This is a genomic window from Bradyrhizobium sp. CSA112 (assembly GCF_029051645.1).
Taxonomy (GTDB): Bacteria; Pseudomonadota; Alphaproteobacteria; order Rhizobiales; family Xanthobacteraceae; genus Bradyrhizobium.
In genome coordinates this window covers 418,190-437,521 of the sequence record NZ_JAACFS010000003.1, presented here as the reverse complement: position 1 = coordinate 437,521, position 19,332 = coordinate 418,190, and the positions used below count along the sequence as shown (strand labels likewise).

The 19,332-nt window shown below is 63.2% G+C and carries 14 protein-coding genes and 1 pseudogene; 3 read left to right on the top strand and 12 right to left on the bottom strand.

Translation table 11 applies throughout. The annotated features are described in order from the left end of the window. Positions 1-69: 69 nt before the first annotated feature. The 6 genes and pseudogenes from GWE18_RS09520 to GWE18_RS09495 form a co-directional block, all read right to left on the bottom strand. On the bottom strand, positions 70-2,379 hold the full coding sequence (locus tag GWE18_RS09520; RefSeq protein WP_275185491.1) for a xanthine dehydrogenase family protein molybdopterin-binding subunit: 2,310 nt from the start codon (positions 2,377-2,379) through the stop codon (positions 70-72). 334 nt (positions 2,380-2,713) lie between these two features. Beyond that, positions 2,714-4,255 carry a murein biosynthesis integral membrane protein MurJ gene (gene murJ, locus GWE18_RS09515; protein WP_275185490.1) on the bottom strand — a complete coding sequence of 514 codons (1,542 nt, stop codon included), beginning with the start codon at positions 4,253-4,255 and terminating at the stop codon, positions 2,714-2,716. Between the two features lie 36 nt (positions 4,256-4,291). Continuing rightward, on the bottom strand, positions 4,292-5,443 hold the full coding sequence (locus GWE18_RS09510; protein WP_275185489.1) for a DegT/DnrJ/EryC1/StrS family aminotransferase: 1,152 nt from the start codon (positions 5,441-5,443) through the stop codon (positions 4,292-4,294). 29 nt (positions 5,444-5,472) lie between these two features. Further along, complete coding sequence (locus tag GWE18_RS09505) at positions 5,473-6,489, bottom strand: Gfo/Idh/MocA family oxidoreductase (protein ID WP_275185488.1); 1,017 nt, start codon at positions 6,487-6,489, stop codon at positions 5,473-5,475. Between the two features lie 154 nt (positions 6,490-6,643). Then, positions 6,644-8,056: a mannose-1-phosphate guanylyltransferase/mannose-6-phosphate isomerase gene (locus tag GWE18_RS09500; protein ID WP_275185487.1), complete on the bottom strand. Its 1,413-nt coding sequence runs from the start codon at positions 8,054-8,056 to the stop codon at positions 6,644-6,646. 7 nt (positions 8,057-8,063) lie between these two features. Then, a pseudogene (locus GWE18_RS09495) lies at positions 8,064-8,881 on the bottom strand (NAD-dependent epimerase/dehydratase family protein). Positions 8,882-9,056: 175 nt separating this feature from the next. Here GWE18_RS09495 and GWE18_RS09490 point away from each other — a divergent pair. Then, complete coding sequence (locus GWE18_RS09490; RefSeq protein WP_275185486.1) at positions 9,057-10,013, top strand: lysylphosphatidylglycerol synthase transmembrane domain-containing protein; 957 nt, start codon at positions 9,057-9,059, stop codon at positions 10,011-10,013. A gap of 26 nt (positions 10,014-10,039) precedes the next feature. Continuing rightward, entirely contained in the window at positions 10,040-11,062 is a 1,023-nt protein-coding gene (locus tag GWE18_RS09485) for a glycosyl transferase (RefSeq protein WP_275185485.1), read from the top strand. On the opposite strand, the gene GWE18_RS09480 is transcribed toward GWE18_RS09485, so the two are convergent. The 6 genes from GWE18_RS09480 to rfaD form a co-directional block, all read right to left on the bottom strand. Then, a complete protein-coding gene (locus tag GWE18_RS09480; protein WP_275185484.1) occupies positions 11,059-11,259 on the bottom strand; it encodes a hypothetical protein in 201 nt (66 codons plus the stop codon). The genes GWE18_RS09485 and GWE18_RS09480 overlap by 4 nt on opposite strands. A 45-nt stretch (positions 11,260-11,304) precedes the next feature. Beyond that, entirely contained in the window at positions 11,305-13,221 is a 1,917-nt protein-coding gene (locus GWE18_RS09475; RefSeq protein ID WP_275185483.1) for an SDR family NAD(P)-dependent oxidoreductase, read from the bottom strand. An 85-nt stretch (positions 13,222-13,306) separates the two neighbouring features. Then, positions 13,307-14,563 (bottom strand): O-antigen ligase family protein, encoded by a 1,257-nt coding sequence (locus GWE18_RS09470; protein ID WP_275185606.1) that lies wholly within the window; start codon positions 14,561-14,563, stop codon positions 13,307-13,309. A gap of 53 nt (positions 14,564-14,616) precedes the next feature. Then, on the bottom strand, positions 14,617-15,834 hold the full coding sequence (locus GWE18_RS09465) for an O-antigen ligase family protein (RefSeq protein ID WP_275185482.1): 1,218 nt from the start codon (positions 15,832-15,834) through the stop codon (positions 14,617-14,619). 65 nt (positions 15,835-15,899) lie between these two features. Beyond that, complete coding sequence (rfaE1, locus tag GWE18_RS09460) at positions 15,900-17,372, bottom strand: D-glycero-beta-D-manno-heptose-7-phosphate kinase (RefSeq protein WP_275185481.1); 1,473 nt, start codon at positions 17,370-17,372, stop codon at positions 15,900-15,902. 18 nt (positions 17,373-17,390) lie between these two features. Next, entirely contained in the window at positions 17,391-18,368 is a 978-nt protein-coding gene (rfaD, locus tag GWE18_RS09455) for an ADP-glyceromanno-heptose 6-epimerase (RefSeq protein ID WP_275185480.1), read from the bottom strand. Positions 18,369-18,619: 251 nt separating this feature from the next. On the opposite strand from rfaD, the gene GWE18_RS09450 reads away from it, so the two are divergent. Further along, positions 18,620-19,150, top strand: a complete 531-nt coding sequence (locus GWE18_RS09450) for an HAD family hydrolase (RefSeq protein WP_275185479.1) — start codon at positions 18,620-18,622, stop codon at positions 19,148-19,150. Positions 19,151-19,332: the final 182 nt, after the last annotated feature.

Below are 19,332 nucleotides of genomic sequence, written 5' to 3'. Positions count from 1 at the left end.
CCCAAGGTGGTGCGGACCGACTGTTTGTAAACACCGCAGGCGCCGCATCATTCCGCCTGCGACAAAATATCAGAGGTTATGCCGCTTCTGCGCCTCGCGGATCGCGATCCAGACCCGCTCGGCTGTCGCCGGCATATCGATGTGATCGATCTTGTATTCGCGCCACAGCCCTTCGATGATCGCGTTGACCACCGCAGGACAGGAGCCGATCGCGCCGGCCTCGCCTGCTCCCTTGACGCCGAGCGGATTGGTCGTGCACGGCACGTTGTGCGTTTCGAAATGGAATGACGGGCCGTCGGACGCCCGTGGCACCGCGTAGTCCATGAAGGTGCCGGTGACGAGCTGGCCGTCGGTTGAGCTGTAGACCGCCTGCTCCATCAAGGCCTGACCGATCCCCTGCATCGCACCGCCATGCACCTGGCCGGCGAGCAGCAGCGGATTGAGCGTCACGCCGAAATCGTCGACGATGACATAGTTGACGATTCTGATGATGCCGGTCGCCGGATCGATCTCGACTTCGGCGAGATGCGTGCCGTTCGGATAGGTGCCATCGGCCTGGGCGAAGGTCGCGCTCGCATTCAGTTTCGAGGGATCGACGCCCGGGCGCTTGGCGAGGTCGGCAAAGCTGATCGAGCGATCGGTGCCGGCGATGCGCACGACGCCATTGCTGATCTCGAGGTCGCCGGCGCTGGTTTCCAGCGCTTCGGCCGCGATTTCCTTCAACTTGGTGCCGAGCTCGCGAGTGGCGCGCTCGACGCTGACACCACCGGTCGGGATCGACGACGAGCCGCCGGTACCGAGACCGGTAGCGATCTTGTCAGTATCGCCCTGCAGCACGTGAACGCGCTCCGGCGGCACACCAAACTGCTCGGCGACCAATTGCGCGTAAGCCGTCTCGTGGCCCTGCCCGCTCGACTGGGTGCCGATCAGGATGCTGATATCGCCATTAGGGTCGAGCGCGACATTGGCGGTTTCCTCACCCATGGTGCCGCAGACTTCGACATAGCAGGACATGCCGATGCCACGCACCAGGCCGGCCTTCTTCGCCGCCTTGGCGCGCTTGGGAAACTCCTTCCAGTTGGCGACTTCCATCGCGCGTTTCATATGCGCGCTGAAATCCCCGGAATCATAGATCTTTCCGGTTGCGGTCTTGTAGGGCATCGCCTTCGGCGGAATGAAATTCTTGCGCCTGATAGCATCCGGCGCCAGCCCAAGTTTTCGCGCGGCGGCGTCGACCAGACGTTCGACCACATAGGCCGCTTCGGGACGTCCGGCGCCGCGATAGGCGTCGACCGGTACGGTGTTGGTGAACACGGTGCGGACGCGGCAGTGGAAGGCCTGAATGTCGTAGAGCCCAGGCAGCATGCCGGCGCCGCCATGCGGGATATAGGGCCCGAAGGTCGAGAGATAGGCGCCCATATCGCCCATCAGGTCGACGTCCATCCCCAAGAACTTGCCGTCTTCGGCCAGCGCCATCTTCGCGGTCGTGACGTTGTCGCGGCCCTGCGCATCGCCGATGAAGTGATCGGAGCGGTCGGCGGTCCATTTGACGGTCTTGCGCAGCTTTTTCGCCGCAACTGAAATAAGTGCGTATTCGCGATATGGAAACAGCTTGGTGCCGAAGCCGCCGCCGACGTCGGGACAGATCACCCGCATCTTTTCCATCGGAATCTTCAGCACCATGCCGCACAGGATTTCGCGCAGGCGATGGCTGCCCTGGCTGCCGATAGTCAGCGTCAGATGATCGCGCTTGGCGTCGTATTCGGCGACCGCGGCGCGCGTTTCCATGAAGTTGGTGATGACGCGCGGGTTAACGATCGATACTTCGGCGACCGCATGCGCCTTGGCAAAGGCGGCTTCAGCCGCCTTCTTGTCGCCGATCGACACGTCGAACAGCACATTGCCGGGCTTGTCGGGCCAGACCTGCGGCGCTCCCTGCTTGACGGCGTTGACGACGCCGACCACCGAAGGAAGCGGCGTCCACTTCACTTCGATCGCCTCGATCGCGTCGCGGGCCTGATCGATCGTATCGGCGACGACGAAGGCGATGGCGTCGCCGACATGGCGAACCTCGTCTTTGGCTAGAATCGGATAGGGCGGGCCGGTGAACGGATCTACTTCCAGGTTGAACAGGCACGGCAGATCGCCGAGATCACCGACCTCCGCTGCGGTCAGAATCAGCGACACGCCCGGCATCCCGCGGGCCTTGGTAACGTTGATGGTGAACTTCGCGTGCGCATGCGGCGAGCGCAGCATCAGCGCGTGCATCGCAGGCGACGGTGAGTGGTCGTCGGTATAGCGGCCCCTGCCGCGAATGAGCGCGTCGTCTTCCTTGCGAAGAACGCTTTGACCGACGCCGAACTTGATGGGAGCTGCCATCGTATCTCCAATTGCCGTTAGCGCGTGATGACTTTTCCTGGAAACGTCACCGCACTCACTTTTGTTTTTGAGCATGATCCTTTCGGAGAACCCGGTACCCGCGTTTCCGGATCACGCACCTGGAAGCGTTCTATATTGCAGCGGTTCGCGAGCCAGCGCAAACCCGCTTTCAGCGGCGACCACTATTCCAGCGGCCGGATTTTCCGCACCTGCACAACAAGAAAACTTGATGGCGTCCGGCTCGCAATGCCGGCGTTTTTCCGGCGGCAGGCGCGAGCCTGCGCTAACGCGGCCAGCGCGCGACTTCCAGAAAATTTCTTTTATTCACAGAAGTTTAGCCCCGGGATTGGCGGTCGCGGAGCAGCACAAATAGCCATCCCCTGCCAAACAGCAGCAGGATCAAGACCCCGTACACGAATGCACCAGCCACGATCAGCAGCAGCAGCGAGGTCTCGTCGCGGAAGATGTGCATTTGCGCGAAGTAGAAATTAGCGAATCGCGCGATGGCCCAAAGCGCGGCGGCGAGCAGAACCCCCGCCGCCGCGAACTTGGCGAGCGACGTCATCCAGGCGCGGTCGAGTTCGAGGTAGCCTGCCCGCACCGCGAAAAACAGCACGAGCAGCAGATTGACCCAGGCCCCGATGGCGGTGGCGAGCGCCAGGCCGATTTGCGCCAGGGCCCCCATCAAAGCGACCTTCAGCGCCACGTTGACCGCAACGCCGGTCAGCGCCGCCTTGACCGGCGTCGCGGTGTCATGACGGGCATAGAAGGTCGCCACCGCGCTGCGGATGGTCACGAACGGAATGAGTCCGATCGCGTAAGCGGCCAATGTGGCGCCCGCGGCCACGGCATCCGCCTTCGAGAATGCGCCGCGCGCAAACATCGCGCGCATGATGACGTCAGGCACGGTCAGGAAGGCGGCGACGAACGGCACCGAAAACAACAGCGAGAATTCGAACGCGCGCCGCTGCGCGGCTGATGCACCGGTGACATCGTTCGCGGTCAGGCGCCGCGACATTTCCGGCAACAGCACGGTGCCGATCGCGATCCCGATCACGCCGATCGGCAACTGGTTGAGACGGTCGGCGTAGTACAGCGCCGAAAGCGCACCTGCCGGCAGAAAGGTCGCGATGATGGTGTCGGCGAACAACGCGACCTGCGTTCCCATCGAGCCGATGGTCGCAGGCCCGAGCGCCCGAAAGAACGCGCGCACGTCTTCGTCGAATTTGACGAAAGCGAATTTCGGCAGGATGCCGGTCTTGGCCGCGTCGCCGGCCAGCAGCAGGAATTCAAGGATGCCGGCGAGCAGGACGCCCCATGCGGCGGCGTAGCCCGCGCCCGGAAAGAACGCGGCCAGCGCCAGCGTCGCCATCATCGACAAATTGAGAAAGATCGGCGCGGCGGCGGCGCTCGCAAAGCGGTGCATCACGTTGAGCATGCCGCCGTACAGCGTCACCAGCGTGATCAACAGCAAATACGGAAATGTGATCCGCGTCAGCGAAATCGCAAGTTCGCCGCGCGCCGGATCGTCCTTGAATCCCGGCGCGAGAATGGCGATCACCTCCGGCATGAACACCCAGGCGACAACGAGCAGGATCACTTGGACGGCAAACAGCAGCGTGAAGACGCGGTCGGCGAACAGCCGCGCCGACGCTTCACCCTTGCCGTGCAGATGCGCATAGGCCGGTACGAAGGCGGCGTTGAAGGCGCCTTCGGCGAAGATCGCGCGAAAATGATTGGGCAGCCGCAGCGCCACGAAAAACGCATCGGCGACAGGCCCGGCGCCGAGTATGGCGGCGAGCATGATGTCGCGCGCGAAACCGGTCAGCCGCGAAAGCAGCGTGTAACCGCCGACGGTGAAGATGCGTCCGAGCATGCGCCGCTTCTAGCGCATATTCGCCAAACCGTGAAATCAGGAAGAGAGCGCGCCGCGCACCGCCTCGATCACCCGCGCCTGCGTCGCCTCGTCGAGATAGGCGTGAATCGGCAGGCTGACGACATCGTCCGAGAGCTTTTCGCTCACCGGCAGCCCGCCGTCCGCCACCGGGAAACTCTTGTAGGCGGTCTGCTGATGGATCGATTTCGTGTAATAGATCGCGGTCGGAATCCCCTGCGCCTTCAGGTTGGCAACGAAGCGGTCACGGTCCGTGCCTTTAGGCAGGCGGATGGTATAGCACGCCCAGATCGAGCTGCAGCCGCTGGCAAGACGGGGCACGGTCACGACATTTCCGAGCCCCCGCGCATAGCGCTCTGCAACCACATTGCGCGCCGCGATCTCGTCCTGGAAGATTTTCAGCTTCTCGATCAGAATCGCGGCTTGCATGGTGTCGAGCCGCGCGGTGAGGCCGATACGGACATTGTCGTATTTGTCCGAGCCCTGGCCGTGGACGCGGATGCTGCGCAGCGTTTCGGCCAGCGCATCGTCGTCGGTGAAGATCGCGCCGCCGTCGCCGTAGCAGCCGAGCGGCTTTGCGGGAAAGAAGCTGGTTGTGGTCGCCAGGCCGAAGGTACCGAGCCGGCGGCCCTTGTAGCTGGCGCCAAAGCTCTGCGCGGCGTCGTTGAGCACGAAGAGGCCCTCGGCCTCCGCGATGGCGCCGATCGCGTCGTGGTCGGCGCTTTGTCCGAACAGGTCGACCGGGATCACCGCCCGCGGCTTCAGGCCGCGCTGCCGCGCGGTTGCGATGCCGCGCTTCAGCGAGCCGGTGTCGATATTGAAGGTCACCTCGTCGACGTCGACGAAGATGGGCGTGGCACCGGTCAGCACCACCACCTCGCCGGTCGCGCAAAAGGTGAAGGAGGGACACAACACGGCATCGCCGGGGCCGATCTGCTTCGCCATCAGCACCATCAGCAGCGCGTCGGTGCCGCTGGCGCAGCTCACGACGTGCTTGGCGCCGCAAAATTTTGCAAGCGCGGCTTCCAACTCCGTGACCTCCGGCCCGTTGATGAACTGGCAGTGGTTGAGCACGCGGGCAACGGCCTCATCGATCGATTTACCGAGCCGTCGGCGCTGCGCGGTAATGTCGACGAAGGGAACGGGTTCTTGGCGCATATGCTGGTTCATGGTGCCTTCCGGGAATCGGATGGGAGAGTTCAGCCGGCGATGCGGCGCGGGCCCTTGCGCGCGGCGGAAGCCGCGGGCTTGGCGGGCTGCTCGAGGCAGCGGATCGCGATTTCGAGACTGGCGACGCCCTCATCGCCGGAAACCGCCGGCACATTACCGGTGCGGACGGCATCGAGGAACGCGATCAGTTCGGCGCGGAGCGGTTCGTCATGGCCGACCGGCAGATGCCGCATCGAATAGCTGCCGTCCGGCTTGAAGCCGAAACACTCGGTCACCTGGCGTGTCAGCAGATCGCCCATCACATATTTGCCGCGCGTCGCAACCGTGACGCTGCGCGCCTTGAACGGCGTCAGCCAGTTGGTGTTGATGTGGGCGAGCACGCCGGAGGCGGTGCGGAACTGCAGCAGCGCAATGTCCTCGCGCTCGGCAACCGCGCTCGAGAGCTGCGGCTGCACCTCGACGATATCGGACTCGGTGAACCAGCGGATCAGGTCGATGTCGTGCACGGCGAGATCGATCACCACGCCGACATTCGACATCCGCGGCGGGAACGGCCCGACGCGGGTGATGCCGATCGAGAGAATGTCCTCGCCCGAGATTGCCTGCTTGATCGCGGCGACCGCTGGATTGAAGCGCTCGACATGGCCGACCATCAGCGTCACGCCGGCGCTGCGCGCCGCATTGACGATGTCCTGCCCCTCCTCCACGGTGGAAGCGACCGGCTTCTCGACCAGGATGTGGATGTTGCGGGTGACGCAGGCGAGCGCAATCTCATGATGCAGATGGGTCGGCGCCGCGATCGTCACGGCATCGACGCCCTCGTCAAACAGCTCGTCGAGATCGGCGAAAGCCCGGCAGCCGGCAAGCGCGGTGGCGCGCACACGGTGTTCCGGTAACGGATCGACGATGCCGACCAGCGTCACCCCGGGCAGACCAGCCAGCACGCGGGCATGGTTGCTGCCCATCACGCCTGCGCCGACCACGCCGACGCGCAAGCCGCGTTCTGCATCGGTCTTCGCGGCAGATGCGGACCCTTTGAAACTCATGATTTGTCGACCCCAAGCAGATTCTGCGCCGGTAACGTCCCCCGTCGGTTCTCTAGCACGCTGTCACAGATGTGGCGAACGCGATCGACGGTTTTCGGACACGTTTTGATTCAAAGAATTACAGCCGCCGGGACCGGTAAAACTACTGTTTCGCTCAACTGCGCTTGTAGTCGTCCTCGATGCGGATGATGTCGTCCTCGCCGAAATAGCTGCCGGTCTGGACCTCGATCAGTTCGAGCTGAATCTTGCCGGGATTCTCCAACCGGTGCACCGCGCCGATCGGGATGTAGATCGATTCGTTCTCGTGCACGGTCTTGACCAGCTCGTTGACGGTAACCTGCGCCGTTCCGCGCACCACGATCCAGTGCTCGGCCCGGTGGTGATGCTTCTGCAGCGAAAGCCGCCCGCCCGGCTTGACGATGATGCGCTTGACCTGATGCCGGTCGCCATTGTCGACCGACTGATAGGATCCCCAGGGCCTGTGTACCCTGATGTGATCCTCGGTCACCTGCGGAGCCACCGTCTTCAGCTTCGCGACCAGCCGCTTCAGCCCGTTGGCGTCCTTTTGCCTGGAGACCAGCACGGCGTCCTGGGTCGCGACCACCACGAGATCGTCGACGCCTTCGAGCGCGACCAGCGCGCGGTCGGTCGATACGTTGCAGTTGCGGGAATCCTCGAACACGGCAACGCCGCGAGCCGCGTTGCCCTCGCCGTCCTTGCCGGACAATTCCCACACCGCATGCCAGGAGCCGACGTCGGACCAGCCGCACGCGACCGGCACGACCGCGGCGCGCGCGGTCTTTTCCATCACAGCATAGTCGATCGAGATCGACTTCGCCGATCCGAACGCGGCATCGTCGAGCTTGACGAATCCGAGGTCGGTGCCCGCCTTCGCCACCGCGTCGGTCACGGCCTGGACGCTGTCCGCATCCACCTTGCGATATTCATCCGACAGTATGGCGGCGCGGAACATGAAGTTGCCGCTGTTCCAGAGATACCCGGCCTCGACATAACCCGCCGCCGTTGCCGGATCAGGCTTCTCGACAAACTTCGCGACCGCGTGGACCTTGCCGGAAATGACTTCGCCGGGATTGATGTAGCCATATTCGGTAGCGGCGCGTTCGGGCTGCACACCGAACGTGACGATGTGCCCGGCTTCCGCTGCAGCCAGCCCCTCGCGGCAGGCGGCGAGGAAGGCGGGTGTGTCGGAAACGACGTGATCGGCGGCGAGCGCCAGCACGATCGCATCCTTGTCGCGCGCCTCTGCAAAAGCGGCGCCAGCCGCAATCGCAGGCCCGGAATCGCGCCGCATCGGTTCGAGCAGCACGTCGGCCTCGAGCCCGATCTCCGCCAGTTGCTCGAGCACCATGAAGCGATAGGCGTTGTTGGTGATGATGACGGGCCGTTCGAACAGATCAGCATCGGAAACCCGCAACAGCGTGTCCTGGAACGTCGAGCGCGCCCCGAACAAGGACAGGAACTGCTTGGGGTGAACCTCGCGCGAGGCCGGCCACAGCCGCGTTCCCGCGCCACCGCACATGATCAGGGGAATAATTCGTTGGCTCATCGGCGCCTCAAATCCTGTAAGAGTCACGATACCAGGCGACAAAATCGGCAAGCCCGTCCTCGGTCGAGGTCTGCGGCCTGAAACCGGTGTCGCGCATCAATTCCGCGACATCGGCGAAGGTCTCGGTCACGTCTCCGGGCTGCATCGGCAGCATCTCCTTTACGCCGCGCGGCCCAATTCCCGCTCCAGAACCGAGACCACATGGGTTAGTTCTTCCGGGTGATTGTTGCCAACATTGTAAATACGTGCCGGCGCATCGGCCGCCGGGCCGCCATCGCGCGGGGCCTGATCGACCAGGTGCAGTATGGCACGTGTCGCGTCCGCAACATGGGTAAAGTCGCGCCGCATCCTGCCATGGTTAAAGAGCCTGATCGGAGTGCCCTCCACGATCGCTTTGGTAAAGAGGAAATACGCCATATCGGGCCGTCCCCATGGCCCGTAAATGGTAAAGAACCGCAGGTCCCTCACCGGAAGACGGTAGAGGTGGCTGTAGGAATGTGCGATCAGCTCATTGGCCTTCTTCGTGGCGGCATAGAGGCTGACCGGATGGTCGGTCTTGTCGTTCTCCGAAAACGGTAGCTTTGCAAAGCGGTGTTTGGCGAACAGACGTTCCATCGAGGCGCGATCGGCGAGATTGATCTGTTCGAACGCAAAACCCTGCTCCTGGCGCAGGATGTCCAGCCGCGCCCGTTTCAGCGCCGGATCGTAGTAGTCGTTGAGATTGTCGAGGCCGACCACCGCGCGGCCCTCGGCCAGCAACCGGCGAGCGACGTGGAAGCCGATGAAACCGGCTGCTCCCGTGACCAATATTGCCTGATCCGACATCATATCCCTGAACGTGGCACCGGCTCGCCACATCCGGTTCGCGGCTTTTTACCCGCGTTGTCGAGGGGGCCGCAACACCTACCAGCCCCGCTATTGCCAGATCGGCCTGAAAACCATACCAAGGCGCCGAATTGCATCGCTTTTTGCACCCCTTCTCAAACCCAGCACGGGCGAGATGCGCCGAATCCTGCTTTCGACTTTGAAGATACTGGTCTCGGCGGCGCTCCTGTATTTCTCGCTGCGCAAGATCGATCTAGCCGACCTCGTCGCCCGCATCGACGTTTCCAGCCTTGGCTGGATCGGCGTGGCGATCGCCGTGGCGTTCCTGCAGATATTCATCGGCGTGTTGCGATGGCGAGAGATCAGCGCGGAGTGCGGCGCGCCGCTGCCGACCAGGCAGGCGATGCGCTTCAACGTGATCGGAACCTTCTTCAACCAGACCCTGCCCTCCTCGATCGGCGGCGACGCGGTACGGCTTTGGCTGGTGGCGCGCAGCGGCGCCGGCTGGCGGGCCGCCACCTATTCCATCTTCGTCGACCGCGCTATCGGCCTGATCGCGCTCGCTGTGGTCATCGTCGCGAGCCTGCCCTGGAGCTACCGCCTGATCACCGATCCGCACGGAAGGTCGGCGCTGCTGTTCGTCGATTTCGCAGCGCTTGCCGGCGGCCTCGGATTTCTCCTGCTCGGCAGACTGCCGTGGCCGTGGTTGAAGCGCTGGTGGGGAACCCATCACATCCACGCCTGCTCAGTGATCGCCAATCGTGTGCTGTTCGGCTCCCACGGTCCGAAAGTCGCGGTGCTGTCGTTGCTGGTGCACGTGCTCGCCGTCGTCATCGCCTGGTGCGTGGTGCAGTCGATCGCAGCCCCCGTGCTGTTCGGCCAGATTTTCCAGCTCGTTCCGCCCGTGATGCTGATCACCATGCTGCCGATTTCGATAGCCGGCTGGGGCGTCCGCGAGGCCACCATGGGGCTGGCGTTCGGATATGCCGGACTGATGGCCAACGAGGGCGTCAACATCTCGCTGCTCTTTGGCGCAGTATATTTCATCGTCGGCGCGATCGGCGGGCTGGTCTGGATCTTGAGCGCCGAGAAGGCCGCACAGGGCACGGCAGCCATCGAGGTTCCCAAGTAATCTTCACTAACTTCCGCGCGGACAGAATGGCCAATTCGCAACTACTGCTGTTGTTTGCTGCAGCGGTGCCGGCGGCGCTGCTGTCGGGCGTCCTGACCTGGGCGATCCGGCCGCTGCTGCTGCGAATAGCACTGGCAAAGCCGAACGCGCGTTCTTCCCACCGGATTCCGACGCCGCAGGGCGCGGGCATCGCGGTGATCACGGCCACGCTGATCACGACGGTCGCGGTCATCGTGCTTGCCGGGGCTGCGGAGATGAAAATTCCCGTCGCTGTATTTGCCGCGACGCTGTTCATTGGGGCCGTGGGCATCGCTGATGACGTCAAATCGATTCCCGTTGTGCCGCGGCTGTTGCTGCAGGGGCTTGCCGTCGCCGCCGTGATCCTCGCCGCGCCTGAAAACTTGAGGATCGTTTCCGCCTGCCCGTTCTGGCTCGAGCGCGGCCTATTGTTGCTTGCGGGCCTGTGGTTCGTGAACCTCGTCAACTTCATGGACGGGCTCGACCTGATGACCGTCGCCGAGATCGTGCCCGTAACCGGCGCACTCGTTATGCTCGGCTGGCTCGGCGAACTTCCGGCGCCGGCGACGGTCGCCGCCGCGGCGCTGTTCGGCGCGATGCTGGGCTTCGCGCCGTTCAACCGGCCGGTGGCGAAAATCTTTCTCGGCGACGTCGGCAGCCTGCCGATCGGCCTGCTCATCGGTTGGTGCCTGCTGCAGCTCGCCTGGCATCAGCATGTGACAGCGGCGCTACTGTTGCCGCTCTATTATCTCACTGACGCCACCGTCACGCTGTTTCGGCGCGTCATCAGGCGCGAGCCGTTCTGGGCGGCGCATCGCAGCCACTTCTATCAGCGCGCCACCGACAACGGCTTTCCGGTGTGGCGCGTCGTGAGCGAGGTGTTCGCGCTCAATGTCCTCCTGGCTGCGCTGGCGATCGGCTCGGTCATGACGTCGTCGACGGCGATCGCAATCCTGCTCTTCGTTGCAGGCGGCATCGCCACGGCGTTCCTGATGCACCGCTTCTCGCGCCGGCAAATGTCCGCCGGCTAACCTGGATTCTTCTGCAAGAGTTCGCGGATCTGGATGCAATAGTCGGCCATCGCGATTTCAAAATCGAAATGCTTGACGCTATTGTTCCTAACAGGACCAGGACTTCGGCTTCCTGTGATGCGCTCCGAAATCGCCGCCATGATCGCGGCCGGCGGATAGTGCTGGCTGACGACTACGACTTTTCCGGACTTCTGCATCATTGCCTTCGAAGCGGCCGCATGGCCGGCGAACACCGAACAAGATTAGGCGGCGTGCGATCCGAACTCGGGAACGGCATCCTTGAGCACCGCCCTGATGGTGGAACGGTCATCCCGCGCAATCGCCTCCTCCAGCGCCGCGAGCCACTTGCGCAACGTCTGCATCGGCGGCTCGTTCGGCTTGGCCGCCATGATGCCGGCTACTCCGATCTCCATGGTCGGTTCCTCGGTGGCGAACAGGATCTCGTTCAGCCGCTCGCCCGGCCGCATGCCGGTGAACACCACCTCGATATCGATGCCGGGTTCGAGGCCGGACAGGCGGATCATCCGCTCGGCCATTTCCACGATCTTGACCGGCTGCCCCATGTTGAGGACGTATACGGAAACATCGGGCCGCGCCGGCGTCAGCGCGTGGGTCGTCGCGGTCAGCACGAGATCGCAGGCTTCGCGGATGGTCATGAAATAGCGGACCATATCCGGGTGCGTCACCGTGACTGGGCCGCCGGCCTCGATCTGTGCCTTGAATTTCGGCACTACCGATCCGTTCGAGGCCAGCACGTTGCCGAACCGCACCGAGATCAACCGCATGTGCGGCTTGCCGTCCGACTGCGTCATCAGGTCATGGTCGAGCGCCTGGCAATACATTTCGGCAAAGCGCTTGGTCAGGCCCAGCATCGAGACCGGCTCGATCGCCTTGTCGGTCGAGATCATCACCATGGCTTCGGCGCCTGCCGCCTGCGCGGCGTCGGCGACGTTGACCGATCCGAAGATGTTGGTCTTGACGCCCTCGCTCCAGTCGCGCTCGAGGATCGGCACGTGTTTCAGGGCGGCGGCATGGAACACTATATCGGGCTTGAATTCCTTCATCAGGTTCATGATCCGGTCGCGATCGCGGATATCAGCGATTCGGCCCTCGATCTCGGCATTGGCCGCGCGCGCCGTCAGCGCCTCCGTCACTGCGTAAAGCGCCGGTTCCGAATGCTCGATCACCAATAGCCGCGCAGCGCCGAAGGTCGCGACGCGATCGCAAATTTCCGAACCGATCGAGCCACCGCCGCCGGTGACGATCACAGCCTTGCCCTTCACCAGCGCTTCAAGCCGCGCATAATCGATCTTCTCGCTCGGCCGCAGCAGCAGATCTTCGACGGCGACATTGGTCAGCCTCGGCACGTCGCCGCTTTCGAGTGACGGCAGGCGGCTGACGAACAGGCCGAGCCGCTTGGCCCGCATCAGAACCGCCTCGGGGTGAGCCTCGGGTTCGAACGCCGACGGCGTCATGACAATCCGCGAAATCGGCTTGCCACGCCCGGCATAGTCGCGGATCACGTCCTCGACATCGTCGATGCCGCCGAGCACCGGCACGTTGCGGATCGACTGCCCGCGATCCGCGGTCGACGGCGACAGCACGCCGACCGGCCAAAGCTGCTTGACGGCGCCGCTCTCGATTGCGCGCAACAGTACCTCCGCGTCGGCGGCACGACCGATCAACAGGATCGACGCGGCCCCTTCGGTCCGGGCATGGCGGCGAACGCGCGAATAACGGAAATAGCGATAGCCGAAACGGAGGGCGCTCAGCGCGGACACCTGGAGAAACCAGTAGAGAACGATGGTAATGCGGCCGAATAGCACCGGCGCCTTTCCGTTCGATGCCGCGAAAATGAAGGCATAGTCCAACACAACGAGCGTTACCGCCAGAACGGTCGCCACGCGCAGGATGTTCAGCGCATCGGGGAGCGAAATGAAACGCCATTTCGTCGTCGTCAGGTTGAAGACGTAACAAATCACGATGCTGAAGACGATGAAGAGGGGCAGAATGCGCAGCAGCAGCGGCAGCCGGGCATAGAAGGCCTCGCCTCCATCAAATCTAAGGTAGAAGCTTGCCAGAAGCGCAACCGCGGTCGCCAGCGCGTCATGCACTGCGATAAGGAAATTACGACGGGTCAGTTGCGAAAGAGGCGTCATTTCCAATAGCCGGGTGCGGAAGCGAGGGGATTCGCAGGGCATCCCGGGTCCGCTGATATCTTATCTCCGGCGTGCATGCCAGCGATCATGACCGGGCTGTTCCGGAAGGTTCCTCTCCGCCGGATTTCGCGCGCAATACCATGCCTCCGGCTACCCCGACGCCCAGCACATACATCCAGCCCTCGTGAAAATCGAACAGATGCGAGTTGAACAACGAACTGAACACGTTCTGCAGCACGACCATCAGGCCGATCCAGGCCGCCAGACCTTCGCCGCGAAACAGCGCAAAATGCGAAAACCACATTGCGTACAGGATCACGATCCCGATCGTGCCCCACTGGACAGCGACGTTGAGGGTCTGGTTGTGCGGATTGCCGATCACGTGCCCCTGCGCCAGCACCGCGGGACCGGTCGCGGCCGCCTCGAACAGCCCACGTGTTGAACCCGTGCCGTGGCCGATGACGGGCGCCTCGGCAAAAAACCGCAACGACTTCTCCCAAAATTCGAGCCGTAGCCCGATCGATGTCGGCTGATTGAATTCCTTGTAAATCCGGTAGTCCCGCACGAACCTGTCGGTCGTCGCCTGCAGTTGAGGCGATAGTGTCCAGGCCAGCGCGCCGAGCACGACGGCGGTGACGGACAGGAGCACGTTGGTTCGCCACTTCAAATGCGCCATGGCGAACACGGCGAGCATGATCGGCAGCGTGACCAGTGCCGTTCGCGACACGACGACGAACGCCATGTTGAGGACGAAGTTCGCAGCAACGGCCGTCAACAACAACGCCTGCCGCATTTTCCCGTCCCGCAGCAATGTGATGATGGGGAAAGCGAGCACGACCGTGCACAACACGAATTCCTGGCTCTGGTCGATGTAGTTTTTGACAAAGATGCCGTACCCTGCCGGGTCGCCGGGAGCCTTCAGTGAGAGGCTGGGATCAATCACAACCATCCAGGACGCGACCGTTAGCAGCGTGCAGGACGCCAGGAAAGCGACGAACACCCACATGCCGCGCGTCGAGCGCTCGAAATGATAGAACAGGAACGGCAGAAAGAGCAGCTTCGTGGCGGGACTAAGAGCATAGAGGCGTGCGCCCCAGGATGCGTCCGACCACAGGGTTCCCAGCGCGGCGAGCGCAACGAGCACGATCGGCAGCGCGCAGATCGGCCGCTGCAACGAACGCAGGAACGGGCGCAATTCGAGCGTTGCGGCCAGAGCGGCGATCCAGACCAGCATGCCGATGCCCACGCCGCTGGTCGACCATGGCAGCAACACTGCCACCAAAACAGCGATGAGATCGACATTCAGCATGCGCGCGGACGGATTGTGCCGAGCCGAGGCCATGACCGACAATATCGAGCCGATCGAATTTATCTCCCTGCGCTGGTCCACCCCCATCACGACCCGGCCCCTTTTGCGCCTACGCTGCGTTGCCTGGCCGCGAGCATCATGCCACCGGCAACACCGACACCCAGCACGTACATCCATCCTTCGTGGAAATCGAAGATGTGCGAATTGAACACCGAGGTGAAGATGTTTTGCACCACGACCAGCAGTCCGATCCAGGCCACGAGACCCTCGCCGCGGAACAGCCGCAGATGCGCAAACCACATCGTATACAGCACGATGATCCCGGCGGCGCCCCACTGAACCGCAACGGCAAGCGTCTGGTTATGGGGGTTGCCGATGATTTGGGCCGTGGCGCGATCGGCCTCGCCGCTAGCGGCTCTCTGGAATAGCCCGAGCGTGGAACCCGTCCCGTTACCGACGACAGGCGACGCGGCAAAGAACTGCAGCGACTTTCGCCAATACTCCAGCCTCAGCCCCACGGATGTAGGTAGGTTTTCCTGCTTGTACCGCTGGTAGTCGCTGACGATCGTTTCCGCCTTCCGCTGCAGGAGCGGCGACGTGGCAAAAGCAAGTGCCGTCAGGACAACCAATCCGCTGAAGATCATCAGGCTGGTTCGCCATTTCAGGTGAAGCAGCGCGAATACTGCAATCATGACCGGGATGGTGACCATCGCCGTGCGCGAAACGATCACAAAAGACATGTTGACGATGAAGCCGAACGAGATCACGGCCAGCATCAGCGCCAACCACAGCCTGTTTGCTTGCAAGAGACGGACGATCGGGTAGGCCAGCGCCACCGCGCACAGCGCGAATTCCTGGCTTTGGTCGATATAATTCTTGACGAAGATGCCGCGCTCCGCCTCCGCGACGGGCTTCAGCGAAAAACTTGGATCGATCAGAACGATCCAGGACACCAGCATCAGCAATGTGCACGAAACCAGGAACGCGATAAAGACCCACATTCCGCGCGACGAGCGCTCGAAATGATAGAACAAGCCGGGCAACACCAGAAGCTTGAGCGTGGGACCAACGGCGTAGAGACGCGCGCCCCACGCAGCGTCCGACCAGAGCGTGCCGACGGCAGCCAGGCCGGCGAAAGCAAGCGGCAAATAGCAGATCGGTTGCATCAGCAATCGCGCGAAGGCTCGCCAGTCCGTTCCCCACGCCACGGCGCCGAGCCAGCAGGGCACGAAAATTCCCGGCAGGCTCGTCGACCAAGGCAGCGTAAGTACAGTCAGAACCGCGAAAACATCCGCGATCGTCATCCACATCGCTTGGTCACGCCAATGCCACCGTATCCGTGCCTCGGGTACGGGCACCGCACTTACGCTCACGCCTTGCCTCCCCTCGCGCGCCCGACTAGCGACGTCGTGCTGTGGCCGGGCAGAATGTCGACCAGCACGACCTCGCCGCCTGCAGCCTCGACGATCTCGTGACCGACGACCTGCTCGCGGGTATAGTCGCCGCCCTTGACCAGCACGCTCGGCGTCACCTTCGCGATCAGGTCGATCGGCGTGTCTTCCTCGAAGATCGCGACGAGATCGACCGCCTCCAGCGCCGCCAGCACTTCGCCGCGCGCCCGTTCGTCCTGAACGGGGCGTCCCTCGCCCTTCAGCCGCTTCACCGAGGCATCGCTGTTGAGACCGACGATCAGGCGGTCGCAGGCGCCGCGCGCGGCTGTCAGCACCTTGACGTGACCGGGATGCAGAATGTCGAAGCAGCCATTGGTGAAGCCTATGCGCAGCCCCTGCCTGCGCCAGTCCGCAAGATGCGCATCGAGATCGCCGCCTGCCGGCACGATCTTTTCTTCGGCCGCCAGCGACGCATGCGGCAGGATCTTTCGCCGCAGTTCCGCCGGCGTCACCGTGGCGGTGCCCTTCTTGCCGACCGCAACCGCGGCCGCCGCATTCGCCATCCGCAGCGCCGTCTCCCAGTCCGCCCTGGCCGCAAGCGTCAGCGCCAGGACGGCGGCGACCGTGTCGCCCGCGCCCGAGACGTCGCGCACCTTGACCGGCAATGCCGGCACATGGATCGCCTCGCCGCCGCGAACCACCAGCGTCATGCCGTGCTCGCTTTGCGTCACCAGCATCGCCTCGCAATCGGCGAGAACCATCGCGTCCTGCGCCGCGCCGGCAATGTTCTGGTCGGTGTCGGCGCGGCTGCGGGTGGCTTCCGCGAACTCCCTGCGGTTCGGCGTCAGCAGGGTGGCGCCGCGATAGATCGCGAAATTGGCGCTCTTGGGATCGACGATCACGCGCTTGCCGAATTTCCGCGCGGCGTCGATGATGTTGCGGATGACGCGCGCCGTCAGCACACCCTTGGCGTAGTCGGACAGCAGCACGATGTCGGCGCGTGCGACCTGCGGCAGGATCGCGTCGATCAGCTTTTGCTCGACATCGGCCGAGGCCGGCACCGCCAGCTCCCAATCCGCGCGCAGCATGTGGGTGGAAAAATGCTCGGAGACGAAGCGCACCTTGCGCGTTGTCGGACGGGAGGAATCCGCAACCAGCACAGCCTCGATCAGGCTCTCCCGCGCCAGATCGGCCTTCAGCTTCGCGCCCGCCGCGTCCTCGCCGACGAGCCCCGCAAAGATGCAGCGCGCGCCGAGCGAGGCGATGTTGCGCGCAACGTTGCCGGCGCCGCCGACATTGGTCTCGCTGCGCTGGACCGCGATAACGGGCGCTGGCGCTTCCGGCGAAATGCGCGACACCTCGCCATAGACGAATTCGTCGAGCATGAGGTCGCCGACGCAGAGCACGGTCTGACGTGGGATCGCCTGGCTCAGGGCTTCAAAATCGAACATCTGTCTACCTGGTGCCCATCAGCGAAAGCGATCGGTGCGATTGAGAAAAGCCTTCACATAAGTCTCGACCGCGTCTTCCAGCGCGGTGAAGCCGCCATTATAGCCGGCGCCCAGCAGCCGATCGACTTCACTCTGCGTGAAGTATTGATAACTGCCGCGGATTTGCTCGGGCATCTCGATATACTGGATGTTCGGCTTCGCGCCGAGCGCGGCATAGGCTGACAGGATCAGATCGCGAAAGCTGCGCGCGGTGCCGGTGCCGACGTTGAAGATGCCGCTGACCGATGGCGTCGAGAGCAGCCACATCGTCACGCGCACGACGTCGTCGACATAGATGAAGTCGCGGCGCTGGTCGCCGTCGGGGATACCTTCGCGGTGCGACTTGAACAATTGCACGGGACGGCCGGCCTTGACGTCGTCGAAGCGGCGCGCCAGCACGCTCATCATCGTGCCCTTGTGATATTCGTTGGGGCCGAACACGTTAAAGAACTTCAACCCGACCCATTGCGGCGGCAGCCGTTCGCCGCGTGCGGCGCGTTCAGCGACCGCCATGTCAAACAGATGCTTGCTCCAGCCATAGAGATTCATCGGCCGCAGCTTCTTCAGGGCATCCATCGATTGGTCGTCGCGAAAACCCTGCTCGCCGTCACCATAGGTTGCCGCCGAGGACGCGTAGATCAGCGGCGTGGCGTTCGCCGTGCACCAGTCGAGCAGCCGCATCGACAGGCGGAAATTGGTCTCGATCACCAGATCACCGTCGGTCGCCGTGGTCTCGGAGATCGCACCGAGGTGAATGACGGCCTCCAGCCGGCGGCCCTTCAGCCAGTCCATCAGTTCCGAAGGCGGCACGAAATCGGCGAGCCGGCGCTTGGCCAGATTGCGCCATTTGCCGTCATGGCCGAGCACATCGCACACGGCCACGTCCCGGCCGGCGTCATTCAACGCAGCCACCACATTCGACCCGATAAAACCGGCGCCCCCGGTCACCAGCAACATGCCATCCCCTGCCATGATTGATCGGCAAAGCTTTGCCCCACTCCCGCGCGGCAGGCAACTTTGCTTCTTGGGCGAAGCCAAGGCCGATCGAGCGGCTTTACCTGCCGAAGCGGAGCGGTTACCGACAGGACCGCAAATGATTAGCCGCGACAAGATAAAGATATGAATTCATATTCATCATATGGGACCGAAATGGAGGATTCCGCCGATACCAAGCGCGCTCAGGGCGTACTCCAATGGGCGCCCCACCGATGAGCGAGCAGTTGAGCCAAAGGCCTGGGGCTTTTCTCGACCGCGACGGCGTCGTCAATTGTGACGACGGCTATATCGGCACACGCGAGCGGATTCGCTGGATGCCGAATGCAGCACGAGCAATCCGGCGCCTCAACGAGGCCGGCTATTTCGTCTTCCTTTTCACCAACCAGTCCGGCGTGGCGCGCGGTTACTTCACCGAGGATCAAGTCAATGCGCTGCATAACTGGATGTGCGCCGAACTTGCAGCCCAGGGCGCCGTGATCGACGACATCAGGTACTGTCCGCATCATCCAGCGGGCTCGGTCGCCGGCTATCTCGAAGATCATCATTGGCGCAAACCGAACCCTGGCATGATCCACGACCTGCTTCAGCACTGGTCAGTACGACGCGCCGGCAGCTTCGTCATTGGAGACCGCCCGACTGATATCGAGGCGGCGAAGGCCGCGGGCCTGCCGGGCTTCCTGTTCACAGGTGGAGATCTCGATGCATTCATCGCTGAGGTGATAGCTCAGACCGAGGTTTTGTAGGTTGCCGCGATCGCGTCCAAATCCGTCATGGCCAAGCACGTCGCACACGGCCACGTCCCGGCCGGCGTCATTCAACGCAGCCACGACGTTCGACCCGACAAAACTGGCGCCCTCGGTCACCAGCAGCTTGTCATCCCCTGCCATGATTGTTCGGTAACGGCTTTACCTGCCGATGCGAAGCG